Annotated in this window: 25 protein-coding genes; 23 read left to right on the forward strand and 2 right to left on the reverse strand. The window is 38.1% G+C overall.

Annotation, left to right across the window (positions count from 1 at the left end; translation table 11 throughout):
* Positions 1-499 precede the first annotated feature (499 nt).
* From GKE48_RS14090 to nudC, 16 genes are all read left to right on the forward strand, one after another.
* Positions 500-1711, forward strand: coding sequence for an iron-containing alcohol dehydrogenase (locus GKE48_RS14090; protein WP_117915363.1), 1212 nt, complete (start codon positions 500-502; stop codon positions 1709-1711).
* A 75-nt stretch (positions 1712-1786) separates the two neighbouring features.
* Positions 1787-2245 (forward strand): ferritin-like domain-containing protein, encoded by a 459-nt coding sequence (locus GKE48_RS14095; RefSeq protein WP_055288051.1) that lies wholly within the window; start codon positions 1787-1789, stop codon positions 2243-2245.
* A 131-nt stretch (positions 2246-2376) separates the two neighbouring features.
* Entirely contained in the window at positions 2377-2949 is a 573-nt protein-coding gene (locus tag GKE48_RS14100; protein WP_022097615.1) for an RNA polymerase sigma factor, read from the forward strand.
* A complete protein-coding gene (locus tag GKE48_RS14105; protein WP_154301365.1) occupies positions 2942-3664 on the forward strand; it encodes a hypothetical protein in 723 nt (240 codons plus the stop codon). Before GKE48_RS14100 ends, GKE48_RS14105 begins: the two co-directional genes overlap by 8 nt.
* Before the next feature lie 21 nt (positions 3665-3685).
* The gene (locus tag GKE48_RS14110; RefSeq protein WP_022097617.1) at positions 3686-4642 is read left to right on the forward strand and encodes an AAA family ATPase; all 957 of its coding nucleotides are present in this window, start codon (positions 3686-3688) and stop codon (positions 4640-4642) included.
* 10 nt (positions 4643-4652) lie between these two features.
* Positions 4653-5669 carry a DUF58 domain-containing protein gene (locus GKE48_RS14115; RefSeq protein WP_154301366.1) on the forward strand — a complete coding sequence of 339 codons (1017 nt, stop codon included), beginning with the start codon at positions 4653-4655 and terminating at the stop codon, positions 5667-5669.
* A gap of 24 nt (positions 5670-5693) precedes the next feature.
* On the forward strand, positions 5694-7964 hold the full coding sequence (locus GKE48_RS14120) for a transglutaminase-like domain-containing protein (protein ID WP_154301367.1): 2271 nt from the start codon (positions 5694-5696) through the stop codon (positions 7962-7964).
* Positions 7952-9790, forward strand: a complete 1839-nt coding sequence (uvrC, locus tag GKE48_RS14125) for an excinuclease ABC subunit UvrC (RefSeq protein ID WP_022097620.1) — start codon at positions 7952-7954, stop codon at positions 9788-9790. Before GKE48_RS14120 ends, uvrC begins: the two co-directional genes overlap by 13 nt.
* 88 nt (positions 9791-9878) lie before the next feature.
* Complete coding sequence (gene hprK / locus GKE48_RS14130; protein ID WP_012740213.1) at positions 9879-10832, forward strand: HPr(Ser) kinase/phosphatase; 954 nt, start codon at positions 9879-9881, stop codon at positions 10830-10832.
* Positions 10825-11766, forward strand: coding sequence for an ROK family glucokinase (locus GKE48_RS14135; protein ID WP_118265978.1), 942 nt, complete (start codon positions 10825-10827; stop codon positions 11764-11766). Before hprK ends, GKE48_RS14135 begins: the two co-directional genes overlap by 8 nt.
* Positions 11767-11787: 21 nt before the next feature.
* A complete protein-coding gene (gene murB / locus GKE48_RS14140; protein WP_118010093.1) occupies positions 11788-12723 on the forward strand; it encodes a UDP-N-acetylmuramate dehydrogenase in 936 nt (311 codons plus the stop codon).
* Between the two features lie 60 nt (positions 12724-12783).
* The gene (gene rapZ, locus GKE48_RS14145; RefSeq protein WP_022097622.1) at positions 12784-13662 is read left to right on the forward strand and encodes an RNase adapter RapZ; all 879 of its coding nucleotides are present in this window, start codon (positions 12784-12786) and stop codon (positions 13660-13662) included.
* 2 nt (positions 13663-13664) lie between these two features.
* Complete coding sequence (gene whiA / locus GKE48_RS14150) at positions 13665-14618, forward strand: DNA-binding protein WhiA (protein WP_022097623.1); 954 nt, start codon at positions 13665-13667, stop codon at positions 14616-14618.
* Positions 14619-14733: 115 nt separating this feature from the next.
* Positions 14734-15876: a GTP-binding protein gene (locus tag GKE48_RS14155; RefSeq protein ID WP_154301368.1), complete on the forward strand. Its 1143-nt coding sequence runs from the start codon at positions 14734-14736 to the stop codon at positions 15874-15876.
* Positions 15877-15957: 81 nt separating this feature from the next.
* A complete protein-coding gene (locus GKE48_RS14160) occupies positions 15958-16905 on the forward strand; it encodes a TIGR03943 family putative permease subunit (RefSeq protein ID WP_012740207.1) in 948 nt (315 codons plus the stop codon).
* Position 16906: 1 nt separating this feature from the next.
* Positions 16907-17860: an NAD(+) diphosphatase gene (gene nudC / locus GKE48_RS14165; RefSeq protein WP_154301369.1), complete on the forward strand. Its 954-nt coding sequence runs from the start codon at positions 16907-16909 to the stop codon at positions 17858-17860.
* On the opposite strand, the gene GKE48_RS14170 is transcribed toward nudC, so the two are convergent.
* Both GKE48_RS14170 and GKE48_RS14175 read right to left on the reverse strand, forming a co-directional pair.
* A complete protein-coding gene (locus GKE48_RS14170) occupies positions 17857-18864 on the reverse strand; it encodes a glycoside hydrolase family 25 protein (protein WP_154301370.1) in 1008 nt (335 codons plus the stop codon). The two genes, nudC and GKE48_RS14170, sit on opposite strands and share 4 nt — an antisense overlap.
* Before the next feature lie 190 nt (positions 18865-19054).
* Positions 19055-19279 (reverse strand): YaaL family protein, encoded by a 225-nt coding sequence (locus GKE48_RS14175; RefSeq protein WP_022097628.1) that lies wholly within the window; start codon positions 19277-19279, stop codon positions 19055-19057.
* 111 nt (positions 19280-19390) lie between these two features.
* Between GKE48_RS14175 and GKE48_RS14180 the strand changes: the two genes are divergently transcribed.
* From GKE48_RS14180 to GKE48_RS14210, 7 genes are read left to right on the forward strand one after another with little or no spacing between them, the layout of a single operon-like run.
* Entirely contained in the window at positions 19391-19864 is a 474-nt protein-coding gene (locus GKE48_RS14180; RefSeq protein WP_022097629.1) for an A24 family peptidase, read from the forward strand.
* 25 nt (positions 19865-19889) lie between these two features.
* Positions 19890-20894: a P-loop NTPase family protein gene (locus GKE48_RS14185; RefSeq protein ID WP_055288058.1), complete on the forward strand. Its 1005-nt coding sequence runs from the start codon at positions 19890-19892 to the stop codon at positions 20892-20894.
* Positions 20894-22114 (forward strand): CpaF family protein, encoded by a 1221-nt coding sequence (locus GKE48_RS14190; protein WP_154301371.1) that lies wholly within the window; start codon positions 20894-20896, stop codon positions 22112-22114. Before GKE48_RS14185 ends, GKE48_RS14190 begins: the two co-directional genes overlap by 1 nt.
* Positions 22104-22814 (forward strand): type II secretion system F family protein, encoded by a 711-nt coding sequence (locus GKE48_RS14195; protein ID WP_330583145.1) that lies wholly within the window; start codon positions 22104-22106, stop codon positions 22812-22814. Before GKE48_RS14190 ends, GKE48_RS14195 begins: the two co-directional genes overlap by 11 nt.
* Complete coding sequence (locus tag GKE48_RS14200; RefSeq protein WP_055216504.1) at positions 22804-24033, forward strand: immunoglobulin-like domain-containing protein; 1230 nt, start codon at positions 22804-22806, stop codon at positions 24031-24033. The genes GKE48_RS14195 and GKE48_RS14200 overlap by 11 nt, the downstream gene beginning before the upstream one ends.
* 26 nt (positions 24034-24059) lie before the next feature.
* A complete protein-coding gene (locus GKE48_RS14205) occupies positions 24060-24230 on the forward strand; it encodes a Flp1 family type IVb pilin (RefSeq protein WP_022097634.1) in 171 nt (56 codons plus the stop codon).
* Between the two features lie 16 nt (positions 24231-24246).
* Positions 24247-26352 carry a DUF5702 domain-containing protein gene (locus tag GKE48_RS14210; protein WP_154301373.1) on the forward strand — a complete coding sequence of 702 codons (2106 nt, stop codon included), beginning with the start codon at positions 24247-24249 and terminating at the stop codon, positions 26350-26352.
* Positions 26353-26356: the final 4 nt, after the last annotated feature.

Raw genomic sequence — 26356 nt, forward strand, 5'->3', positions numbered from 1 at the left:
TAACCGTAATTCTATTCAATGACAGGTATCAAAAAGTATTGAATTTATTGAAAAAAACACTTGATTATATGGAGAGGTCTTTTGGCTGACAAGATGTGACTAATATTACAGATATATTAGGAAAAGACCTACTAAAGTGTGAGATGTGACATATTTAGTAGGTATTTAAGACGGAAAGAAGCATCATAAACCAACTAACAATGTAAAAAAGACCTACCAGATTGTGAAAATTGATGAAATAGTAGGTTTACCGGGTAACTTTGGAAAGCGGTAAGAGTACCCCCGCTTAGGGTAATAGGCTGTGTGGTGAGATGACAGGATAATTACTATTAGTGATGGCAGGATTGTAAGTGATAATAAAAATATATAATTGTTCATGGAATATTTACAAAAAATTATAATAAAATTTACTTGAATTATTATACGGGCAAGCATATAATAAGAGCATAGGGTTTGTTTATAATTTAACAATCAAATATTTATGTACGGAGGTTTTATTATGGTTCGATTTACTTTACCAAGAGATTTGTATCATGGAAAGGGTTCTTTGGAAGCCCTCAAGACACTTGAAGGAAAGAAAGCTATCATCTGCGTTGGTGGCGGATCTATGAAGCGTAACGGTTTCCTTCAGAAAGCAGAGGATTACCTCAAGGAAGCAGGAATGGAAGTTAAGCTTTTCGAGGGTATCGAGTCTGATCCATCAGTTGAGACTGTTATGAAGGGCGCTGCTGTTATGACAGAGTTTGAGCCAGACTGGATTGTTGCTATCGGCGGAGGTTCTCCTATTGATGCTGCTAAGGCAATGTGGATTAAGTATGAATATCCTGATACAACATTTGAAGATATGTGCAAGGTATTCGGTCTTCCTAAGCTTCGTAAGAAAGCTCATTTCTGTGCAGTTTCATCTACATCAGGAACAGCTACAGAGGTAACAGCATTCTCTATTATTACAGATTATGAGAAAGGTATTAAGTATCCTATAGCAGATTTCGAGATTACTCCTGATGTTGCTATTGTTGATCCTGAGCTTGCAGAGACTATGCCGGTTAAGCTTGTAGCACATACAGGTATGGACGCCATGACACATGCAATTGAGGCTTATGTATCAACTGCTAACTGTGATTACACAGATCCACTGGCACTTCATGCTATGGAGATGATTCAGGCTAACCTCGTTAAATCATACAACGGAGATATGGCAGCAAGAGATTCAATGCATAATGCACAGTGTCTTGCAGGTATGGCATTCTCTAATGCATTACTTGGTATCGTTCATTCAATGGCACATAAGACTGGTGCAGCATTTGAAGGCGGACATATTATCCATGGTGCAGCTAATGCTATGTATCTTCCTAAGGTTATCAAGTTCAATGCCAAGGATGAGACAGCAGCTAAGAGATATGCATTTATCGCTGATTTCTTACATCTTGGTGGCAATACACAGGATGAGAAGATTGACAATCTTATCGCTATGTTAAGAAAGATGAATGATGACCTTAATATTCCTCACTGCATCAAGAATTATGGTGAGGGTGGTCTCCCAGCAGAGACAGGATTTGTATCAGAGGAAGAATTCAAGGCTAAGTTACACGACATCGCAGCCAATGCTATCCTTGATGCATGTACAGGTTCTAATCCACGTCAGCCAAGTCAGGAAGAGATGGAGAAGCTTCTTACATGCTGCTACTATGATACAGAAGTTGACTTCTAATAATTACATATAAGAATAAATGTTAAGCCTTCTGGTAATAATACAGTTGTATTAATTATCAGGAGGCTTTTTATTATGGCATTGAATGAAAAAGAAAAGACTACGATTAAGGATTTACAGACTCAGGAGCAGACCTGTATCAAGAAGTACAAGAAGTATGGACAGGATGCGAAAGATCCTGTTTTGAAGGATTTATTTTCTACATTAGAGAAGAATGAGCAGAAGCACTATGACACATTAGGACAGATTCTTGAGGGAAAAGTTCCTGAATGTGACTGCAACGACTGTGAGGGAAAAGAGTATGAGCCTGAGGCAACTTATGATGTGATGAGCAAGTCAGAGGATAAGGAAAGCGATGCATTTTTAGCAACAGACAGTATTGGCTCTGAAAAACTTGTATCGGGAGAGTATAATACTAATGTGTTTAATTTTGCCGATACAGCCATCAGAAAGATTCTTGCTGATATCCAGATTGAGGAGCAGAATCATGCAGAAATGCTGTATAAATACAAGACAGTAAACGGAATGGCATAATTTATGCAAATTTTTTTGAAAAATGTTACAATTATTTAAACTTTTTTGAAAAGTATTCCGTATAAAGATATGAACGGGACATGAGACTTTGATTTATGTTCCGTCAGTACATACCAACCGGGGGTGAGTAGATGGGTTTGCTGTCAAAGAACCGTGATTTTAGTTTGATAAGCAGAATCCTGAATAATAATGACAGAGATGCAGCAGACGAGCTGGTTACGCAATATTATAAGGCTGTGTATAAGCACATTTATATTAAGCTGAAGGATGAGGAGTTAAGTATGGATCTTACTCAGGAAACATTTATTTCAGCGTTGAAGGGGCTGGGGGGCTTCAATATAGAGAAGGCGTCATTTAAGACATGGCTTACAAGGATTGCAGATAATAAGGTCACTGATTATTTCAGGAGCAGACAGTATCATGAGAGTATTGTTACACAGATTATGGATGATACCATACAGGAACCTGCTGATGAGAGGGCTGGCACGGAGACGAGTGTGCTTGGGAAGCTTTCTTATGAGGAGATGGAGAAAATGTATGGTCATCACCAGAATAAGGAATGGGAAACCTTCAGGCTTAAAGTGTATGAAGGTTATACATTTGGCGAGATAAGTGCTAATCAGGGGGTTGATCTTAGCACTGTCAAGAGCAGGTATTATGCAATGGTTAAGAGAGTAAGAAAGGAGTGGGATTATCTTGAGTAAGGTTAAGTATCCGGATAAGGAAAAAATCAGAATACAGATAGATGAAATCCTTGACAAGTCTGAATTGTTTGATGCTACAGAAGATAAGTCGTCTACATATACGAATGATAAGATAGTACAATTGAAACCAGTAAAACAACACCTGCCAGTCGGAAAGTATATTTCGGTTGCAGCTGCAATAGCGGCAATTGTTATATTTGTTATATCGGTAAAGAATTATCAGACAGTTGGCAGAGGAGAGCAGAGCAGGACAAGTTTCGTGCCGTTAGCAACCAGCAGTTCAGAGGCAGATATGCATGAGAGTACTGCGGAGGAAGCAACAGTTAAACAGAGCCAGATAAGTGATATGATAATTGAAGATTATAACAGCTATGAAATGTTATATTCGAAACTTAATGTTATGAGTGAAGGAACAATAAATATTGAGAACAGAACAGAGTATGGATATACATATTCTGTAAGAAATGACAATGTTGCAACAAGGAATAATGTAGTACTTTATATTGATGTTCCTTATGATATTAAGTATAATGATAAACAGTTAGATGGAATGGATGAGGCGGCAGCTGATACATTAAAACAGGTGATTCAGACGTATATTGATAAGAATGGTCTTAATAGCAATATAAAGATTTCATGTTATATTATGAATAATTCTCTTGAGTTCTATAGTGGGGATACTGTATATGGAAGTCTGACGCTTTCTACAGAATAATTGGTGCTTTTGGGGGATTAAATGAACGAGAATAATTATTACTTAAAGAAATCTAAAGCAGTTTTAAGAGAGGTAAGGAAGTCTGTCATTGGAAAAGATGATGTTATATGCAAGGTGTATATGGCAATAATCGCAGGGGGACATGTATTATTAGATGATATTCCGGGAGTTGGTAAAACAACAATGGCACATGCATTTGCAAATGCACTCGGACTTAAGTACAACAGAATACAGTTTACACCAGATGTTATGCCATCGGATATAACGGGATTTTCGATGTATAACAGGCAGACTGGCAAGTTTGAATTCAAGCAGGGGGCGGCTATGTGCAACCTGCTTCTTGCTGATGAAATAAACAGAACATCACCTAAGACACAGTCAGCGTTATTGCAGATAATGGAAGAGTCTAAGGTGACTGTTGACGGCAATACATATGAGCTTCCAGACCCATTTGTAGTTATAGCAACACAGAACCCTATTGGTTCTATTGGAACACAGAAGCTTCCTGAGTCACAGCTTGACAGATTCATGATAAAGCTTTCTATGGGATATCCACAGATTGAGGATGAAGTAGCAATTATGAAGAGCAGACTTGAGAACGGGAAGAATACACAGTTTTCTGCATGTGTACTTGAAAAAGGTGATATAGAAGGAATTCGTGAGGAAGTTGCGGGTATCTATGTTGATGATTCTATATATGAATATGTAGCTAAGATTGCAGCTAAGACAAGAAGCAGGGAGAATATAATACAGGGGGTTTCACCAAGAGGAAGTATCGCAGTAATTGCAATGGCAAAGGCGGAAGCATTTCTTCGCGGTAATAATTATGTTCTCCCATCAGATATTAAGAATATTGCTGTTGAAACATTTGCACACAGAATAGTTACTAATGTTAATGGAGCTGCAGGTACGGAGGCAGCCAGAAAAGAGATTACTGAGATATTAAGAAATGTACCGGTTCCAGAGATGAATAAGTAAGGGTGGCAGTATGCTTAAAAGAAGGATTTTGTATTTTATCTGCCTGGCAGTTGTTTTCGGGATTAATATATTTTATGTGGAATACCAGATATTTATATTGCTTGTCCTGATGATTGCAATACCACTTGTTTCATGGATTATGTATGCTATATCGGATGTCAGCCTGGGGCTTAGCCTGCAGGTCAATAAGAATGTTGTACAGGTGGGAAACAGGATTAAGATAAGAATAGTTAAGAAGAATGCATGTAATCTGGCTTTTGTTAATGGCAGCATAACCATAAAATATATGTATTGCCATACGGGTGATGAATTCATGATAAATGTGCCTATAAAACAGGGCATAAGAAAGAGTGCTGGAATTACGGACATTTCTGCGGATTACGGCGGTAATATATGTGTGGGGGTTGAATCCATAGAAATATGTGACTATCTTGGACTTTTTGGAAAGAAGAAACAATTTGCAGGAGTTACTAAAGTATCTGTTATGCCGGAGGAAACAACTGACAGATATATGGAAACAGACAGAGCTAATGCTTATTATGATGAAGAGAATGAGGTGTATGTAAAGAGTGCATCTGATGAAGTCAGTGAACTCAGAGAATACAGGGATGGAGACAGTCCAAGGAATATTCATTGGAAGAGAAGCAGTATACTTGCAGAGAATGACTTTATTGTTAAAGAGTACAGCACGAACATTAATAAGACGGTATTCATCGTTGTTGACACGGACTGGAGAGGAGAAAAGTCATGGCGTCTTTCAAGAATGAGCCGAATATATGCTGAGATGATGTCGCAGGGGCTGGCATGTGCAGAGGCTGGACTGACTGGACAGTATATAGTGTGGGATATGGCTAAAGCAGATATTGTAAGAGTTACGTTCTATGATAATGCCAGTTTGAAAGCGGCCGTTAAAGTGGTTATGGATATACGTTGTGGTGAAGGTACGGTCAATAAAGCATGTCAGGCATTATATGAAGATGACAGGCTGGAGATTACGACTGAACCAGTGATAATTACAGAGAATTGATAATAATGTGACAAGAGGGTATTAATGAAAAAGGGACAGCTTATACATACAGACAACTTAATACTTAGAATAATAGTGACATTTCTTGGAACATTTGGTGCAGCATCCATAATAGAGACGATTACATATCCGCTTGCAGATATGGGATTTATTGGATTTGTTTCACTGATATTCAGTGTTGTGTATACATTTATGCTGTCCTGTTACGGAAAGAATGCAAGGCTTATAAGGATTATGGGAATGGCTGTTTTGCCGGTGGTATATCTCGTAATTAATATAGGCTCTTTTATTAATGGAATCACAACATTTATAAATGTGTTTATATCAAGGGCATCTTTTACAGGACCTGTGGATAGCAGTAATGTACTAACGGTAGAGAGTGCCGGTGCGGCTTCCGTAAGATGCGTATGTGTGGTTGTTATTATAATTATAGCAGTCCTTGCAGCTTTGGAAGTTAATGTGTTTCCTAATATGCTAGTGAGTCTGGCAATAACTATGCCTCTGCTTAGTGTATTTATTGCGGCGGTTATTGTTCCTGATATCATAAGCATTATTTTCTGTGTTCTTTTTATCTTTGATTCAATGGCACTAAGGAATAAGAAGATAAAAACTAACCAGGGTGCCAAAACGGCTGTAATAATATCAGCAGTTATAGCGGCAGTTTTAACATTTATTATTCCTCAGGAAACATATAAGAGAAATTCTTTCTTTGATGATGCAAGAAATATGGTAACAGATGTTGTTTATGACAGATTTGGCATAGACCTTCAGGGAAATAAATCAGAGACAGAGGATGATAAGGCGAAGGTTAATGCGACTGTAGGAATAGGAAATGGTGATGTTGGACAGGTTGACGAGGTCTATTATGGAAATGTATACGCAGGAGAGCTTAATACAATGTCTGATATCGGAATTGCCTATGCCAAGGTATTTATGGGAAGGGATTTCAAGAATAACAGCTGGCAGCGATGGTCGGATACAAGGGAAACTCAGTATTCTTATGAGAGTGCTGTGTCCGAGTTTGCACTTAATCTTGTGAAACGAAAAATATATACGCTTGATGAAGACGAACAACTGCTTGCTGACAGATTTTTCTATTATCAGCAGACATTCAGAAGTAAAGATGGCAATGTATATGGTTCGTCACTTGATTACCGTATAGCACGGGGAAGCTTTGAGGATTACTCCCGCATGGGGCAGCTTATGAAGAAATACAGAAACTCTGCTATCGTTAATTCATATGAAAGCTATGCACACGGGCAGTATCTTGATGTATCTGAAGATGACAGAATTGTTGTAGCACAACTGTTTGGAAAGAGGAATTTACAGACAGTAGATGAAAAGGTTGAATATATACAGAAAATAGTATCTTATCTTAAAGATAATTATACATATACTCTTAAACCAGGAAGGGTGCCGGAGGGAAAGAGCGTTGTTGAGTATTTCTTAAGAGAAAGCAAGAGAGGGTATTGTACATATTTTGCTACCTCGGCAGCAGTTATATTAAGATGTGCGGGTATACCGGCAAGGTATTGTGCAGGATATACGGTTAATACCAATACAGGCGCATATTATACTGACGGGCAGAGCAATAAGTATATGAAATATGATGTCTACGACAATGCAGCTCATGCATGGGTTGAGGCATATATTGATGGATATGGATGGGTTATTGTTGATGCAACACCTGGCTATGGAGAAGTTGAGGATACTGAGCAAAGTTCCACACAGGATGAAAGTGAGAGACAGAGCCAGTCTGACAATAGTAATTCATCAGTTGATGAAAATATGACAGTTGATGATACAGATGAGCCGGGGACTGAAAGTACTGCGCAGGAAGCTGTCTCTGATACTGACAGCTTCTCAGGTGAGATACATATTAATTCAATTCTGATTGTGGTATGTACAGCAATATTGGCAGTTCTTATATTAATTGCAATGGCTGCAATCAGGATAGTATCAAGAATACATTTATTAAGAAGCAGTTCAGTAGATGAAGTAAAGCTTATGAAAATGTATTCTTATCTTGAAAAGCTTCTTGCTTGTCTGGGATATAAGAGAGAACCTGGAATTGATTATGAAGAATATATATTAGAAATAACTGCACAGGATGCGAATCTTAAGAATATGGGACTTGAGAAAGCAGTGCAGACAATACTTGCGGTCAGATTTGGTAATGTAAAATGTGTTGACAAAGCTGACATAACTGGGATAATAAATACTATAAGACAGGTGCGAAGCTACGCACTTAAGAAAGCCAGAGGATTGAAGAAGCTTGTAGTATGTTTAATTTAGAAGAAGAGCTTAAGAAACTCCCGGCAAAACCGGGAGTTTATATTATGCATGATAAGTGGGACAATATAATATATATAGGTAAGGCGAAGATTTTAAAGAATCGTGTAAGGCAGTATTTCCAGAGCAGCAGGAATAAGTCTGCCAAGATTGTGCAGATGGTGTCACATATTCAGTACTTTGAGTATATTATCACAGATTCTGAACTTGAGGCGCTTGTTTTGGAGTGCAATCTTATCAAGGAGCACAGGCCTAAGTACAATACCATGCTAAAGGATGACAAGAGTTATCCTTTTATTAAGATTACCGTTGGTGAAGAGTATCCAAGGGTACTTTTTGCAAGAAAGATGAAGCATGGAGCAGGTAAGTATTTCGGTCCTTACACTTCTGCGGCAGCAGTCAAGGACACTATTGAACTTCTATGCAAACTGTATAAGGTAAGAACCTGTAACAGAAATCTGCCTAAAGATGAGGGCAAGGACAGGCCGTGTCTTAATTATCATATCGGACAGTGTGATGCACCATGTCAGGGATATGTAAGCGGTGAGGAATACAGAAGAAGAATTGATGAGGTTGTAGCTTTCTTAAATGGTGATTACAAGAAGATTATGGACAGGCTTACAACGCAGATGCAGGAAGCGTCTGAGAAGATGGAATACGAGGAAGCTGCAAGATACAGAGACCTGTTAATGAGTGTCAAGCAGGTTGCACAGAAGCAGAAGATTACAGCAGATGATGTTAATGACAGAGATGTCATTGCGTGTGCAAGTGACGGTCAGGACGCAGTTGTGCAGGTGTTCTTTATCAGGCAGGGCAAGCTTCTTGGAAGAGATCATTTTCATATGAAGGTTGCCGAAGGTGACTCTAAGAGCGACATTATTTCGGAATTTATGAAACAGTATTACGGCGGAACTCCATTTATACCTAATATTATTATGGTGCAGTACGAGATAGAGGATGCGGATACAATAGCACAGTGGCTTAGTGCAAGAAAGAGTCGCAAGGTAAGTATTGTCACACCTAAGAAGGGCGACAAGGAAAAGATGGTTGAGCTTGCATATAAGAACGCCCAGCTTGTTCTTACACAGGATGCGGAGAAGATTAAGCGTGAGGAGAGCAGGACAACAGGAGCTATGAAAGAGATTGCCGGATGGCTTGGACTTGGGACACTTCACAGAGCAGAGGCTTACGATATATCTAATACAAATGGCGTTGAAAGTGTTGGCTCAATGGTCGTTTTTGAGGATGGAAAACCAAAGAAGAATGATTATCGCAAGTTCAGGATAAGAACAGTAAAGGGGCCGGATGATTATAAGAGCATGCGTGAGGTTCTGACAAGACGTTTTACAAGAGGTATGCGTGAGCGGGAAGGACTCGAGGATAGTCATGGATTTTCGAGATATCCAGACCTTATTATGATGGATGGCGGACGCGGTCAGGTGAATATTGCACTTGATGTACTTAAGGAACTGGGACTTAATATTCCTGTGTGTGGTATGGTAAAAGATGATACCCACAGCACAAGAGGTTTGTATTATAACAATATTGAGATACCGATAGATAAGCACAGCGAGGGCTTTAAGCTGATTACAAGGGTGCAGGATGAGGCACACAGATTTGCAATAACTTATCACAGAAGCTTAAGAGATAAGGCACAGGTATCTTCTGTACTTGATTCGATTGAAGGAATCGGACCTGTAAGAAGAAAGGCACTTATGAAGCATTTTCTTGATATAGAAAAGATACGGCAGGCATCAGTGGATGAGCTTATGAAGGCTGATGGTATTACTGAAAATGTGGCAGAGAATATATACAAATTCTTTCATTGATAATACTTTTATAATAGCATTTAGAGCTTGTCTGTGATAAACTTAGGATATATGAAATCGTAAACATGAGTTTGGAGGCATAGAATATATGAATAATGGTAAAGAGAGGGTAAAGTTATCTAAAGTTATCCAAAAAATGAATCTTGTTAATCTTACACCACAGATAGATGTGTCAGGAATCTGGCTTAATCTGCCTGATGTGAACAGACCGGCTTTGCAGCTTACAGGTTTTTATGACCAGTTTGATAATGACAGATTACAGATTATTGGTAATGTCGAGCATGCTTATCTTGCGAGTCTTTCTGAGCAGGAGAGATATGAAAGATATATGCAGCTTTTGTCAAGTAATATTCCATGTATTATATTCTGCAGGAGTATAAAGCCAGAGCCTAAGATTATTGAACTTGCGGTTAAGTATCAGATACCTCTTCTTATGACAGACCAGGCAACATCTTCATTTACAGCAGAAGTAATACGCTGGCTGAAGGTTCAGCTTGCACCATGTATCGTAATCCATGGTGTTTTAGTTGATGTATATGGTGTAGGTGTACTTATCACAGGTGAGTCTGGTATTGGTAAGAGCGAAGCTGCACTTGAACTTATAAAAAGAGGACACCGTCTTGTAACTGACGATGCGGTTGAAATCAGAAAGGTCAGTGACGAGACTCTGGTTGGAAGCGCACCGGGAGTTACCAAGTATTTTATAGAGCTTAGAGGCATTGGTATTATTGATGTCAAGACACTTTTCGGTGTTGAAAGTGTTAAGGAAACTCAGGAAATAGATATGGTTATCAAGCTTGAGGACTGGAACAAGGACAGAGAGTATGACCGACTTGGACTTGAGGAAGAATACATAGAATATCTTGGCAATAAGGTTGTGTGCCATACGCTACCGGTAAGACCAGGACGTAATCTTGCTGTAATTGTTGAGTCAGCAGCGGTCAACCATAGACAGAAGATGATGGGATATAATGCAGCGAAGGAATTATACAGAAGAGTACAGGAAAATCTTATGAGAGGCGGGGAGGATGACGATGAGTAAGATTATATTTGGAATTGATGTTGGAGGAACAACCTGCAAATGTGGTACATTTTCTGAAGAAGGTGAACTGTTAAGAAAAGAAGAGATTCCTACAAGAAAGGATGAGGGTGGAAGCCTGATTCTGCCTGATATAAGTGAGTATATCAAGGGCGTTCTTGCAGATATGAATATGACAACAGAGGATGTGGCAGGAATCGGAATGGGACTTCCTGGTGCATGTCTTGAGGATGGAACTGTCAACAAATGTATCAACTTGGGCTGGGGAGTATTTAATGCAGCCAATGCACTGTCTGAGCTTACAGGTATTCCTGTTAAGATTGGTAATGATGCCAATATGGCAGCACTCGGAGAATTCTGGGTAGGCGGTGGAAGCGAATATAACAGCATGGTAATGGTGACGATTGGAACCGGTGTAGGCGGTGGAGTTATTATTGATGGAAAGCCTCTTTATGGATTTAACGGTGCAGCAGGTGAGATAGGTCATCTTCCACTTGTTGAAGGTGAGACTGAGAGCTGTAACTGTGGAAAGAAGGGATGTCTTGAGCAGGTTGCTTCTGCAACTGGAATTGTAAGAACGGCTAACCGTATGCTTGCAGAAAGTGACATGCCTTCATCTTTAAGAAGTGTGCCATACATATCGGCAAAGGTTATATTTGACGAGGCTAAGGGAGGAGATGCCCTTGCTATACAGGTAACAGAGTATGTATGCAGGTATCTTGGAAAAGGACTTGCATGTGCAGCGGGAATGGTTGACCCGGAGGTATTTGTAATTGGTGGCGGAGTTTCTGCCGCAGGGGAATATTTTATCAATCTTATTGATAAGTATTATAAGGAATGTGTGTTCCATGCGAGCAGACAGACTAAGATAGTTAAGGCTGCACTTGGCAATGATGCAGGAATGTATGGAGCAGCAAAGCTTATTCTTGGAAATTAGTATTAAGGATAGTGAGATTATATGGATAATAAAATGTTATCAGAAGCATTAATATCAATGCTTGGTGCCGGGAATGTAAGAACAGGTGAACTAATGAAGACACATACTACATTCAGAATCGGAGGTGCTGCAGATTATTATGTAACACCACAGGCAGAAAAGCAGATAGCAGATGTTATCGCATTTTTGAAAAAATCGGACATTAAATATATTGTTATTGGAAATGGCAGCAATATTCTTGTGAGTGATGAAGGCTTCAGGGGAGTTGTAGTTGAGCTTGGCGATGGTTTTTCAGATTATGAGTTTCTTCAGGATTCACAGGATAATTCAGATGAAGTGCTTGTCAAAGCAAGTGCAGGCATGAAGCTTACAAGACTTGGCAACCAGCTTGCTGCTAATGGAATTGCCGGATTTGAATTTGCAACAGGTATTCCGGGTTGCATAGGTGGTGCTGTAAGAATGAATGCAGGTGCTTATGGTGGGGAGTTCAAGGATATTCTTGTCAGTGCAAAGGTTATTGATGATGAAGGTGTTATCAGGGAGCTTCCAGCAGATGAACTTGAGCTTGGATACAGAACAAGTATTGTAGCGAAAAGCAATATGATTGTTCTTGAAGCAACTTTGAAATTAAGAAAAGGTGAACCGGATATAATAAGAAATAATATATCAGAGCTGGCAGCTAAGAGAAGGCAGAAGCAGCCACTTGAGTATCCTAGTGCCGGAAGCACATTTAAAAGACCGGAAGGATATTTTGCAGCAAAGCTTATTGAGGATGCAGGTCTTAAGGGTTGTGCAAGAGGTGGCGCACAGGTATCGGAGAAGCATGCAGGATTCGTTGTCAATAAGGGCGATGCAACTGCGAAGGATGTATGCGAGCTTACGGATTATATTAAGAGTGAAGTTATGGAAAAGTTCGGTGTCGGGCTGGAACTGGAAGTTGTAAAGGTTGGATTCTAAGGCTTGTTATAATTAAACAGACCAGTAATTAAAGGCAGATAAGAAAGAGAAGATGATAAGATGAAGATGATTATTGTTACAGGTATGTCAGGTGCAGGTAAATCTACAGCACTTAATGTATTAGAAGATGAGGGATATTATTGTGTCGATAATATGCCAATCTCTCTGATTCCTAAGTTTGCAGAGCTTGCCAATGCGGGAGAAGACGGATATAGCAACATAGCAATTGGTGTAGATATAAGAAGTGGTCACGCACTTGCTGAGCTGGATTCAGTGCTTGATGATATGCTTAATAAGCATTTTAACTATACAATTCTGTTTCTTGAATCAAGTGATGATGTACTTGTAAAACGATACAAGGAAACGCGAAGAACACATCCGCTTGCAATGGATGATCATGACAGAATAGATAATGTAATAAAGCTGGAAAGAGATGAGCTTAAGTTCTTAAAGAAAAGAGCAGATGTTATAATCGATACAAGCCAGATGCTTACAAGGGAACTTAAGGCAGAGCTTGAGGGCATATTCTTTGACGATAAGAATTTCAAGAATCTGTTTGTTACAGTTCTTTCTTTTGGTTTCAAATATGGAATACCTGCAGACGCAGATCTTGTGTTTGATGTGAGATTTCTGCCTAATCCATATTATATTGAAGAACTTAAACACCTTACCGGTAATGATAAGCCTGTACAGGATTATGTGAAGAAAGCTCCGGAGACAACAGAATTTCTGGAAAAGATAGATGACTTATTGAAGTTCCTTCTGCCTAATTATGTTAAGGAAGGAAAGAACAGCCTTGTTATTGCAATTGGCTGTACAGGAGGAAAGCATCGTTCAGTTACTCTTGCTAATGAAATCTATAAGCTTATAAGCAGGACTGAGTATGGATGTAAGGTTGAGCATAGAGATATTGAGAAAGATTCTAAGAGAAAAGGTTAAGTATGTCATTTTCATCAGAAGTAAAAGAAGAGTTAGTTAAGAAAACAGATTCCGCGAGGCATTGCCAGATTGCGGAATTTGCTGCGTTTATGGGAATGTCTGGCAATGTAAGCGAGACAGATAATGGAGAATTATGTCTGGAATTCGTTACAGAGAACGAATTGTCAGTTGAGAAATTCAGTGACCTGTTATTGAGAATATTTAGCATTAAGATGGATGCTGATACGAATGAAATGGTTAAGAATGGCAAGGAAACTATTATAAGGATAACCAGACAGAGTGATGTTGCTAAGATATTGCAGACATTAAAATGGTGCGACGACCGGTTTACACAGATTGAACCGGTGTTTGTTGACGCAAGAATTGTAGCTATGGACTGCTGTAAGAAAGCATTTATAAGAGGAGCTTTTATGGAACGAGGTTCTATAAGTGACCCGAACAAGTTCTATCACTATGAGATTGTGTGCAAATATGAGGAGGACGCTGATATTCTTATGGATATGCTGCGTTTTTTCGGACTCGATGCCAAGGTTATTGTAAGAAAAAACAGTTTTGTAGTGTATATGAAAGAAGGCAATAATATTACTGATACGCTTAATCTTATGGGAGCGGTTGTTTCGCAGATGAACCTGTACAATGTCATGATTCTTAAGGGAATCAGTAATGATGTCAACAGAAAGGTAAACTGTGAGACTGCTAATCTTAACAAGACAATTGAAGCGGCGGTCAAGCAGATTAAGGATATTGAACTTATAAGAGATACTGTCGGGCTTGACAGTTTAAGTGACAGTCTGATGCAGGTTGCTCTTTTAAGACTCGAGAATCCTGACATGAGTCTTCAGGGATTAGGTGAGCTGTTAGACCCCCCGGTTGGTAAATCGGGTGTAAACCACAGGTTAAGAAAGATTGGCGAGAAGGCAGATGAATTAAGACAGAGCATGGGAATCTCTGTCTGATTAAATATTTTTAATAAAATTTTACATTTTCTTTTCAAATAGGGATTGACAAGAAGTGTATAATTGAAAATATGAGATAAAAGAGCAGTCATATACTGCAGAAAGGTTGATTAAGATGACTAAAGTAGATATAATTTCAGGCTTTTTGGGAGCAGGTAAAACAACTCTTATAAGTAAGCTTTTAAAGGAAGCCTTAAAGGGAGAGCAGGTAGTTCTTATTGAGAATGAATTCGGTGAAATCGGTATTGATGGAGGATTCCTTAAAGATTCTGGTGTTGAGATAAGAGAGATGAATTCAGGATGCATCTGCTGTTCACTTGTTGGTGATTTCGGAACTTCTCTTAAGGAGGTTGTTGATAAGTATCATCCAGACAGAATTATTATTGAGCCTTCAGGAGTAGGCAAGCTTTCAGATGTTATCAAAGCGGTTAAAGACCTTCACATTGAGAATGAAATCGTTCTTAACAGTGCTTCAACAGTTGCAGATGCATCTAAGGTTAAGGTATATATGAAGAATTTTGGTGAATTCTTTAATAACCAGATTGAGCATGCAGGAACTGTTATTTTAAGCAGAACACAGAATGTTTCTGAAGAGAAGTTAAAGACAGCTATTGAGCTTATTAAGAGTGTTAATCCTAATGCACATATTATCACAACTCCTTGGGATGATATTGACGGAACTAAGATTCTTGGTGCAATGGAGAATGTTACTAACCTTGAGTTAGACATGCTTGCAGAGGCAGCGCAGAAGGCTTATGAGGAGCATGAGAAGGAGCACCACCACCACCATCATCATGAAGATGGAGAGTGCTGCTGTTGCGGAGGACATCATGATGATGATGATGACGAGCATGAGCATCATCACGACCACGAGCATGAGCATCATCATGACCATGATGAGGAACATGAGCATCATCACGACCACGAGCACGAGCACGAACATCATCATGACCATGACCATGATCATCACCATCACCATGCAGATGACGTATTTACAAGCTGGGGAACAGAGACTCCTAAGAAGTATGAGAAGGCAGAGCTTGACAGCATATTAAAGAAGCTTTCTGAGAGTGAAGATTATGGTAAGGTTCTCCGTTCTAAGGGTATGCTTCCTTGTACAGATGGAACATGGATGTATTTCGACCTTGTACCAGAAGAATATGAGATTCGTGAGGGAAGTGCTGATTTCACAGGAAGAATCTGTGTAATCGGTTCTGAACTTAAGGAAGATGCACTTAAGGAACTTTTTGAAGTTTAATCAGTGTTTAATAGAAGAACACATTTTTACAACGCATTTATAATGAAATGATAGCGCAAATGCGCGGAAATGAGGATAAATATGGCAAATGAGGAATATCAGATTCCGATTTTCTTGATTAACGGTCAGCTTGACAGTGGTAAAACAAGATTTATCTCCGATACTATAGCAATGGGACAGTTTGCAGACGCTAAGAATAAACTTCTTATTGTGTGTGAAGAAGGCGAAGAGGAGTATAGCGAGAAGCTTCTTAAGGACAACGGAGTTGATATGGTTGTTGTTGAAAAGGAAGATTTTAATATCAAGACTCTTAATGAACTGGACAAGAAGTATGATCCATGGATTGTTATTGTTGAATATAACGGAATGTGGGATCCTGCACTTATTCTTGGAAGTGAGAAGCCAAGAGGATGGCAGGTATACCAGTCTATAACTTTAGTTGATGCTAATTCATTTGGCTTACAGTGGGCTAACATGAAGTCTATTATTGCAGAGTCTGTTAAATATGCTGATATGGTTATCTTTAACAGATGCAAGTCAGGTATGGATCTTGGCAGCTACAGAAGAAGCATGAGAGCATTAAATCCTGCACTTCAGATTATCTTCGAGGACGAGAAGGGTGACCAGGTTGCTATATCTGAACAGCTTCCATACGATATCAATGCTGATGTTATTCAGGTTGATGACGAAGATTATGGTATCTGGTATATGGATGTGTCTGAAAGACCGGAAGTATACGCAGGTAAGAAGGTAAGATTCAAGGGACAGGTTCTTAAGAACAAGTACTTTAAGGACAAGAATTTCGTTCCGGGAAGAAAGGTTATGACATGCTGTGCAGAAGATACACAGTTTATTGGTTATATCAGCTTCTACAACAACATAGCTTCTCTTGAGAACAGAGAATGGATATGGGTTACAGCTACTATTAAGTATGAATTCCAGATGGCATATAAGAAGAAAGGTCCTGTTCTTTACGTTGAAAGCGTAGAAAAGACAGGTGCACCTAAGGAAGAGATGGTGTTCTTCTGATATGATACAGGATATATGGCCAAAACATCTGGACAACCAGTATAAGAATCTTAAGCCAGGCAAAGGGGATACTGTGTTTTATTTTCAGGGTTCCTCATTGCTTGCAAGACCATCAGGACATTTTAACTCACAGAATCCTGAAGAAAATGTATTAATATATCCACAGTATGATGAGTTCGTTCAGGGGATAAAGTCCTCTTACGGAGACAAAGCTGTAGATAACTTTGAATTCATATATCTGTTGTCAATTGATGAGAAACATTTTTTCCTCGCAAGAAAGACAGGAAGCCTCGAAAGAGGCACATTCTTGGGAGAGATGGCTGATTCAGCTGTACACAAGGATATGTATTCTTTCGTCAGAGGATATGAATTCATAGGAGTCGATTCTTTCCGTAAGGCACAGCCAAGAGAGCATGCTTATGCGGCTATTACTGCATTTCATCTGTATGGCTGGTACAGGGATAATCATTTCTGCGGAAGATGTGGAAAACCACTCAAGCATGATGACAAGCAGAGAATGTTACGCTGTGACTGCTGTAAGAATATGGTATTTCCTAAGATATGTCCGGCTGTTATTGTTGCAGTTACAGATAAGGACAGAATTCTTCTTACTAAATATGCGGGAAGAACTTATAGGAATTATGCGCTTATTGCCGGATTCACTGAGATTGGTGAAACAACAGAGGAAACTGTAAGCAGAGAAGTTATGGAAGAGGTAGGTGTGAAGGTTAAAAATATCACCTATTATAAGAGCCAGCCTTGGGGACTCAGCGGTTCTCAGCTTCTTGGTTACTTCTGTGAGCTTGACGGTGACGACACAATAACTCTTGAAGAAGATGAGTTATCGGTCGGCACATGGGTCAAGGCAGATGATATAGATGTAATTGATGACCATATCAGTCTCACAAGGGAAATGATTGAGAAATTCCGCAGTGAGCATGTGAGTCACAATTAATTGTAATCTTTAAAACTAATATTAAGATCTATGGTATTACCACTGACACCGTCTAACTTAGCTGATTCAGTGTATTGCCATATAGAGAATTCATATGGGAAGTAAGGTGTGTCTGAATAGTAGGCAAACCACTTCTCATATTTTTCTAAGCGGGTAAGGTCAAGTCTTCCAACGAATCCCTTGAGGTTGGAATATATCATTGGCTTATAGCCTGCTTTTTCTATCTTGTCGCAGAATGCGATTATGATATCTGTAAGTTCTTCAGTAGTCAGATTCTCCTGTCTGTATGAATCGCCCGAAATCTCCTCAAAGTCAATAACTACAGGATATGTAATCTTGTAAGGCTTGATAATATCAAGAACATAATCAGCCTCTTCTATAGCTTCCTGTTTCGTAATTGCAGATGAGAAGAAGTATGCGCCAATCTTAATATTATTCTTTATTGCGTCTTTTGCAAATGTATCAAATGAAGAATCAGTGTTCAGGATTCCATTGCCATAGCTTCTGAAACCACATCTTAACATGGCAAATTCAACGCCCTGTTCTTTTAATTTCTTAAAGTCAATATTCCCCTGAAACTTCGAGGCATCAACACCCATATGTGTTGTAACTTTACCGTCTTCATTGTATGTAATAATTCCTTTATCATCCTGCTTGAAATTCTCATCCTTATAATTATTCTTCGCAAGTTCAGGAAGTATCTGCGCAAATACATACTGATTCTTATTGTTCACATAGACTATATTATCAGGGAAATAGCTCTTAAGTATAGAAAGAGAACCTTCACCGTTAGTGAATCTTAACTTCATATCAGAAAGAAGATCCTCTTTCTCTTCTGACTTTAGTTTCTCAATCTCGTCATTGCTAAGCTTATCGGTATTAGTTGCAACGGTTGATTTTCGGTACTTAATAATGACACCGGTGGTCAGAAGACCGAACATTACAGTTGTCATAAAGAATATTAAAGTTGTTATCACAAAAGGATTGGTTTTCTTCGATTTCATAGTGCATCACCTCTATAATAATTAATTATGAGTTATTCATAAAAAGTATTTCTTGTATAAATGGTATATTAGCTTTTGCGAAATGTCAATTAGAATTCATATGATTTTTTAAATAAAAATATAGAAAAGGTATTGACAATTTATTGAATAGAATATATAGTATCTGTACAACACAACAATTCTTATAGAATCAGAATCCAGACGTGGATAACTGAGATTCTTTTGCCTTTGCAAGAAGGTAATTGTACCGTTTCTGTTCTGAATTAAGCTGGTAGATATAACAGTCTATCAGGTCAGGATCAGTAACATTATCAAGATTAGAATAGGCAGTATACATTGCTTTTTTAGTCATCATAAGTTCCTGTAGCAGGTATTTTTCATCATATGTAGCAGGACTCTTTTTTTTACCAAACATTTTCAATAGAATTACTCCTTAATGCACAAGATTAGGGGCATCATATGCCTTTATTAGAAGTATAGGCAGTAAATGGTAATTCTATACATGTTTTTTTGAGGAGGTGGATAAGTGCCGGATATTATATCAGTCATTATTGCACTGGTATTAGTTATTGTAGCAGCAGTACATGATCTGAGAGAATTCAGAATACCGAACAGGCTTATTGTTGCAGGTATTGTTGTAGGCGTGAGTGTTATTGTTATAAGAGCTTTTACAGGTGAATATATAGGAAATTATATTCTTGGAACTCTGGCGGGATTAGCGGGAATGACATTTCTATATATAATCAGGGCTGTAGGTGCAGGGGATGTAAAGCTTTTGGCAGTAATTGGAATGTTGACTGGATTGGAATTTGTACTACAGCTTATGGTTGTATCTCTTATTACAGGGATTTTTACGGGAATTGTTGAGTTGTTTTTAAAAAAGACCAGAGAGGTCAGTATGGGGAGCAGCGGAATAAAGGCGCATGGCTTTCATTATGCAGTGGGGGTTCTGACTGGATATGTTGTTGTGTTGGTATACAGGTGTGTTGTGGTTTTATGAATGATATTACATAGGGGGTGAACAGATGGGCAGGAATAACATTTGCGTTATATATGATTCAGACGAAAATTATGCGAAACGGCTTATGTCTGTAATTAATGATGATAATGATATTCCCTATAATGCACAGGTTTTTACTAAGGAACATGAACTTGATAAGTACCTGCAGGAAAAAGAAGCTGATATGCTTATGATATGTGAAGGAGCATATGGGTATAACGCATATAGAACGGGAACTAAGACTGTCGTGTTGTGTGAGGAGGAGCGTGAAGCAGATGAGATTAATTCAAGGGAAGAAAAAGGACTGGTTGGAATATGTAAGTATCAGCCGTCATATCAGCTTCTACAGTCTGTAATGAGATATGAGAAGAAAGACCGGGCTCAAAAAAGGGGAAGCCTTAAAGTGACAGGTATATATGGATTTAATAATACTGCAAGAATGATGTTGTCACTGGCAGTTGCAAGACTGATGTCAGAGCATGGGAACACACTTTTTATTAATTTTGAAACATTTTATGGGTTTAAAGGAATCCTGAAGGATGAAGAGAATGAAAATCTTTCTGATGCATTATATGCATTCAGACAAAATCATAATCAGTTTCATAAAAATATTGTTAATGCCATAAGTCATTATGAAAGGCTGGATTATATACCGGATGCGTCCTGCGCAGAAGATATTGATGATATAAAACCTGAAGAAATTGGGACATTTATTCAGGCAATAGGAAGGGAACTTGGATATTCGAATATTGTAATTGATATTGGGGATGGAATACGCATGCCTTGGAATATGATGGATTGTTGTGATGAAATATATATATGTGAAACAGGCAATTATATAGAGAATATGAGGTTTAAGAATTTTGAAAAATATCTTCTTGAGCAGGGGTTGGATAATATTGCAGCAACTTTTAAAAAGATACATGTTAATGAAGATGAGAACATTAATAATGATGATATATGGGGGCGGCTGCCTTTTTGCAGTTTTTATGAAGAATTATGCAGAACAGCAGGAATAGAGGAAATATAATGGACGAACTCTACATTAAGCTAAGAAAGCATGTATATGAAAGACTGGACATTGGCAGAGATGTTGCTGACAGTGAACTATATGAGGTGATAGATGCCTGCATATATGATGAAAGCCGTAATAATGTGATTTCGATAAGGCAGAAGGAAGAACTTAAACAGCGCTTATATAACTCTATTAAAAAACTGGATATTTTGCAGGAATTACTTGAAGATGACAGCATAACCGAAATAATGGTGAATGGCAGTGACAGTATATTCATGGAGAGGAATGGTTCTATAGAAAGATGGAACAAAAAATTTGAAAGTGAGAATAAACTGTCAGATGTGGCACAGAGGATTGCAGCTATGTCAAACCATATGGTTAACGAAGCATCTCCAATAGCTGATACAAGACTTGAAGATGGCTCGAGGGTCAGTATTGTTCTTCCACCAGTGGCAATTAATGGACCAATAATAACTATAAGAAAATTCTTCAATAAGCCCATCACGATAGACAGACTTATTGAATTGGAATCTATTACTCCAGAGGCGGCACAGTTTTTAGAAAAGCTTGTTAAGAGCAAGTATAACATTTTCATATCAGGTGGAACAGGAAGTGGAAAAACAACATTTTTAAATGTGTTGTCAGATTATGTGCCAGATGATGAAAGGGTAATTACAATTGAAGATTCTGCTGAACTACAGCTTCACAACATTAATAACATTGTGAGGCTTGAGGCGAGGGTGGCAAATTCAGAGGGAACTAATGCAGTGAGTATAAGAGATTTGATAAAAGCAAGCCTAAGAATGCGCCCGGATCGTATTGTAGTTGGAGAAGTAAGAGGAGCAGAGGCAATAGATATGTTACAGGCTATGAACACAGGGCATGACGGAAGTCTGTCTACAGGACATGCCAATAGTCCCAAAGATATGCTGACGAGATTGGAAACAATGGTACTTATGGGAATGGATATGCCTGTGTCAGCAATCAGGGCGCAGATATCATCAGCTATTGATATTATTGTTCATCTTGCAAGGCTAAGGGATAAGAGCAGAAAGGTGGTTCAGATTGCAGAAGTCGGAAATTGCATTAATGGTGAGATTGCACTTACGCCATTGTTTAAGTTTGTTGAAAACAGTCAGGATAAGAATGGAAAAGTTATTGGTACGCTTGTCAGGCAGAATAATGTGTTTAACAGAACAGAGAAGCTTGAAGCTGCAGGGTTTAGTGAATGGTAACGAAAGGTACATATTAGAGGGGATAATTATTGTTCTGATTGCAGCATACATATTTTATGAAAATGTTTTTATGGCGGTTATTCTTTCACCGTATGTGTATATTCATTACAGGCAGAGAATAAAGGAAAGGATTGTTCATGATAAGAAGAACTTTAAGAAGAAATTTAAAGATGGAATTATTGCAGTGTCATTTGCTTTAAATGTTGGATATTCAATAGAGAATGCATTTGGACAGGCTGTAGATGAACTTACTCTTATGTATGGGGATGATTCTGATATTGTTGTAAAGTTCAAACTTATAGTTATAAGGCTTGGGCAGAATGAGAATCTTGAGGATATATTAGATGATTTTGCGGAGGAAAGTAAAGTAGAGGATATCATGTATTTTGCGGAGATATTCAGATATGCCAAGAGAAGTGGTGGAGATTTAATGGCAGTTATAAAGAATACAGCGCAGATTATACAGCAGAAGGAAGAGGTTATGTCAGAGGTTGACACTATTATAAGTGGCAAAAAAATGGAACAGAGAGTAATGAGTCTTATACCTGCTGTTATCGTTATATATTTAAAGGTGACTGCCAAAGAATTTATACAGCCTTTGTATGGTAATATTGCTGGAATAATTATTATGACGGTGTGTCTGGCAGTATATGTTGTTTCTGATATGTGGGCAAAGAGGATAGTTAATATTGAAGTTTAAAAAAGAAAGAAAGGTATTATTAATAATTGTTATTAGTGCAGCCATGGCTGTAATCAGTATGTTTATGACGGACAATTCAGATAAGTTGTTTTGCAGTATAGAGCGTCCTGAACCTGGAGAAGAGACACAGGTAAAGAGAATTAATGTCGTAGGTGAAGATGGAGAGAGCATAACATCTGTTGATGTTGAAATCGCACCAAGAATTATGTCACAGGATGAAGCTGCCGTATGCTTTGAAAAGGCATATGAGGAGATAGCTGGAATTATGTGTGGGAGAAATAAAAATCTTGAACATGTAACTAGCAATCTTGTATTACCAGAAACGGCACAGAGAGGTGTAGTTTCTTTGACATGGTATTCAGGAAATTATGAACTTATTAATTATAACGGTAATGTTAATAATATTAGTTTTTTGGAAAATGAGTGTCAGAATGTAGAACTTAAGCTGATTATGGAATATGAGGATTATAAAAGTGAATACGATTTTACAGTAACGGTATATTCACCAGAATATGGTACAGGAGATAGGAGAAAAATACAGGCACAAAAGGATATAGAAGCAGCTGTCAGTAGTAGCAGAATGGATGGAAATATTAACCTTCCACAGTATATAGCAGACAGCAAAGTATACTATGAGGAAAGTGAAAAGCCTGTGTCTCCGTTATTATTTGTCCTTCTTGGAGGGGCAGCTATACTAGTAGTAATTATAGCTGATAAAAAGAAAGTAAAGGACAATGCTATAAAGAGAAAAAAGGAACTGTTATATGATTATTCAGAAGTTGTATCGAAATTGACATTGCTTCTTGGTGCTGGAATGACTACAAGAATGGCATGGCATAAAATAGCAGCTGATTATAAGGATAACATAGAACATGGCAAGGCGGTACGCAGACCTGTATATGATGAGATATGTAAGACTGATTATAATATTCAGGCAGGAATATCCGAATTAAAGGCATATGAACAATTTGGAAAAAGATGCGATACGAGAGAATATATGAAGCTTGCAGCATTATTGCAGACTAATATCAGAAAGGGGACTAAAGAGTTACGGCGTCTTCTTGAGGAGGAGACGGCTGATGCATTTGAAAAAAGAAAGAATATGGCAAAGATAAAGGGTGAAGAGGCTACAACTAAACTGCTTATGCCAATGATGATGATGCTTATGATAGTAATGGCAATAATTATGATTCCTGCAGTATGGTCTTTTCAGATTTAGCTGGTAATTATGGAGGTTAAGATAATATGAAGAATGCGATAAAAAAGTTTTGGGATAGTGAAGATGGCATGGGTGTTGTAGAGGTTGTGTTGATAACAATTGTTCTTGTGGGACTGGTTGTTGTATTCAAAAAACAGATAACAAGTCTGGTTAATTCAATTCTTTCTAAGATGACAAATCAGGCTAATAAAATCTGATAAATGGAGGCTGTTGTTGAATAATAAGACATTTAAGGCGCAGATAACGGTAATGGCAGCATTGTCAATGACAATAATATTTTCTTTGATATGTACATGTGTCAGATCAGCATCAGATTGTTTTTATAATACGCAGATCAAGGAAGCGTGCATGTTATCTGTGGAAGGCGCATTTTCTGCGTATCATAACGATATGTTGAGTGAATATGATATTCTGCTTCTTCAATATAGCGATAATATTAAGGCAAGAATTGAACAATATGCTGAAGAAAATATATATTCCTGTGGGAAAAATGTCTCATTAATGGGGGTTGATGTGGATAATGTTGAGTACATAACTGATCAGGGTGGAATATATCTTAGAAAAGAAATTGCTTCATATATGCAATATGGATTGTTTTCAGAGATGGCAGATGTTATGAGACAGTCGGAAAAGGAACTTCAAAAAGTAGAAAAAATCAAGGAGATAACATCGGATATACAGGATTGTGAAAAGGATTTGTGGGAGGTGGACTTAAAAATACTTCAGCTCATTAAATATGTTGAAGGGATTGAGACAACAGATACGGGAATTGTAATAAGAAGTGGGGAACCTGTATCATCAGGGGGATATTTTGCCAAATCGGCAGTTAATGGGATTGTTTCAATGGATTCAGTATATGTTGATGAGAAAAAAGTATACATGAGTATTGACAACTCAGAACCTGGCTACACAGATGTATCAGCATTATTAGATGATATGTATGAAGATGCCAGTGGTGTTGCAGCTAGTGAAGAAAATCAAAAAGAGGAAGATTATATTAATTCATATTCGGATGTATATAGGAGAAATTATATAAAGCTGAAAGCTGTACTTGGAGGAACTAAAGAGCAGACAGAGAAAGCTTTAGAGGTGCTTGGTGAATATGATGATGCAAAGTCGGGTGCAGAGAATAAACTGGGTGGATGTATGGAAAAGGTTTCTGCTGAAATAAAGACTCTTGGTGAAGAACTTTGTAATGAATTAATAGAGGATCTTAAGTCTATGAAAGAAGACAATGCGTCAGACAAGAAAACAATGTGTGATATGCAACAACTGAGACAGGCACTTTCAAGAAATCTAATTGTGCTTAATGGGGTATGCAGTCAGATTGAAAAACTTGAAGAAAATCTTAATTATGACAATAGCAGAGATGTTATGTCGTCAGTAGTCAGATGCAGGCAGTTGTTATATGGATTGTCCGCAAAGGGAATGAAGTTTGATTATTCAGGAGTGGATTTTTCTATAGAATCTTCCGGTCTGTCTGCTGTAAAAAAAGTAAGACAGCTGATTACTGATGGCATACTGGCGTTAGTTATGGATACAGATAATATTTCAGAAAAGTCTGTTAATTATGCAGGTCTTGCAACAGATATGTCAGGGAAAATTGAGAGTATGGAATCAAAGGCGGAAGAAATAAAGGAACAGTTTCTGATGAATGAGTATCTGATGATGAAGTTTAATTGTTTTACTGATTATCTTGATATGGATATCGATGAAAGTGCCGGTATTGATTATACGCTTGAATATATACTGTGTGGAAAAAGCGGTGATAAGGAAAATCTTGAACAGACAATGCTGGAATTATCAGGAATAAGAACAGGTATGAATCTGGCATATCTTATAACAGACAAGTCAAAAAAAATGCAGGCGTATTCATTTGCAGCAGGAGCATTAGGATTTACAGGTAATATGGCTCTTATTAAAGCCGGGCAATATCTGATAATGTCGGTGTGGGCATATGGTGAAGCAATAATGGATATGAGGGATTTGTATGCAGGAAATAAAGTTGCTCTTGTGAAAAACGAAAAAAACTGGAAATTATCATTGGAAAATCTGTTAGGTATGAAGTTTGATTCCGACAAGGATACAGACGATGATGGTTTGGAATACAGGGATTATATACGAATGCTGCTTATGTTAGAAAGGAGTGAACATAAGAATTACAGAACTATGGGTGCAATGGAAATTAAGATGATAAGTATGGGACATGATGATTTCAGAATGAGAAACTATATTGTGAGTATGGCGGGAACAGCAGTGTTTAGTGTTATTAGGAGAGGACAGCCATACGTACAGATAATAAGCTGTTCTTATATTTAATATG

This window comes from Lachnospira eligens, from assembly GCF_009680455.1.
Classification (GTDB): Bacteria; Bacillota; Clostridia; order Lachnospirales; family Lachnospiraceae; genus Lachnospira; species Lachnospira eligens_A.

Excerpts from the sequence above, each read along its gene's own strand:
- GKE48_RS14120 (WP_154301367.1), top strand. The coding sequence starts at position 5,694 with ATGAAAAAGGGACAGCTTATACATACAGACAACTTAATACTTAGAATA.
- GKE48_RS14205 (WP_022097634.1), top strand. The coding sequence starts at position 24,060 with ATGAAGAATGCGATAAAAAAGTTTTGGGATAGTGAAGATGGCATGGGT.
- nudC (WP_154301369.1), top strand. The coding sequence starts at position 16,907 with ATGATACAGGATATATGGCCAAAACATCTGGACAACCAGTATAAGAAT.
- GKE48_RS14110 (WP_022097617.1), top strand. The coding sequence starts at position 3,686 with ATGAACGAGAATAATTATTACTTAAAGAAATCTAAAGCAGTTTTAAGA.
- GKE48_RS14175 (WP_022097628.1), bottom strand. The coding sequence starts at position 19,279 with ATGTTTGGTAAAAAAAAGAGTCCTGCTACATATGATGAAAAATACCTG.
- rapZ (WP_022097622.1), top strand. The coding sequence starts at position 12,784 with ATGAAGATGATTATTGTTACAGGTATGTCAGGTGCAGGTAAATCTACA.
- hprK (WP_012740213.1), top strand. The coding sequence starts at position 9,879 with ATGAATAATGGTAAAGAGAGGGTAAAGTTATCTAAAGTTATCCAAAAA.
- GKE48_RS14100 (WP_022097615.1), top strand. The coding sequence starts at position 2,377 with ATGGGTTTGCTGTCAAAGAACCGTGATTTTAGTTTGATAAGCAGAATC.
- uvrC (WP_022097620.1), top strand. The coding sequence starts at position 7,952 with ATGTTTAATTTAGAAGAAGAGCTTAAGAAACTCCCGGCAAAACCGGGA.
- GKE48_RS14185 (WP_055288058.1), top strand. The coding sequence starts at position 19,890 with ATGGGCAGGAATAACATTTGCGTTATATATGATTCAGACGAAAATTAT.
- GKE48_RS14190 (WP_154301371.1), top strand. The coding sequence starts at position 20,894 with ATGGACGAACTCTACATTAAGCTAAGAAAGCATGTATATGAAAGACTG.
- GKE48_RS14160 (WP_012740207.1), top strand. The coding sequence starts at position 15,958 with ATGGCAAATGAGGAATATCAGATTCCGATTTTCTTGATTAACGGTCAG.
- GKE48_RS14095 (WP_055288051.1), top strand. The coding sequence starts at position 1,787 with ATGGCATTGAATGAAAAAGAAAAGACTACGATTAAGGATTTACAGACT.
- GKE48_RS14170 (WP_154301370.1), bottom strand. The coding sequence starts at position 18,864 with ATGAAATCGAAGAAAACCAATCCTTTTGTGATAACAACTTTAATATTC.
- GKE48_RS14115 (WP_154301366.1), top strand. The coding sequence starts at position 4,653 with ATGCTTAAAAGAAGGATTTTGTATTTTATCTGCCTGGCAGTTGTTTTC.
- GKE48_RS14155 (WP_154301368.1), top strand. The coding sequence starts at position 14,734 with ATGACTAAAGTAGATATAATTTCAGGCTTTTTGGGAGCAGGTAAAACA.
- murB (WP_118010093.1), top strand. The coding sequence starts at position 11,788 with ATGGATAATAAAATGTTATCAGAAGCATTAATATCAATGCTTGGTGCC.
- whiA (WP_022097623.1), top strand. The coding sequence starts at position 13,665 with ATGTCATTTTCATCAGAAGTAAAAGAAGAGTTAGTTAAGAAAACAGAT.
- GKE48_RS14135 (WP_118265978.1), top strand. The coding sequence starts at position 10,825 with ATGAGTAAGATTATATTTGGAATTGATGTTGGAGGAACAACCTGCAAA.
- GKE48_RS14090 (WP_117915363.1), top strand. The coding sequence starts at position 500 with ATGGTTCGATTTACTTTACCAAGAGATTTGTATCATGGAAAGGGTTCT.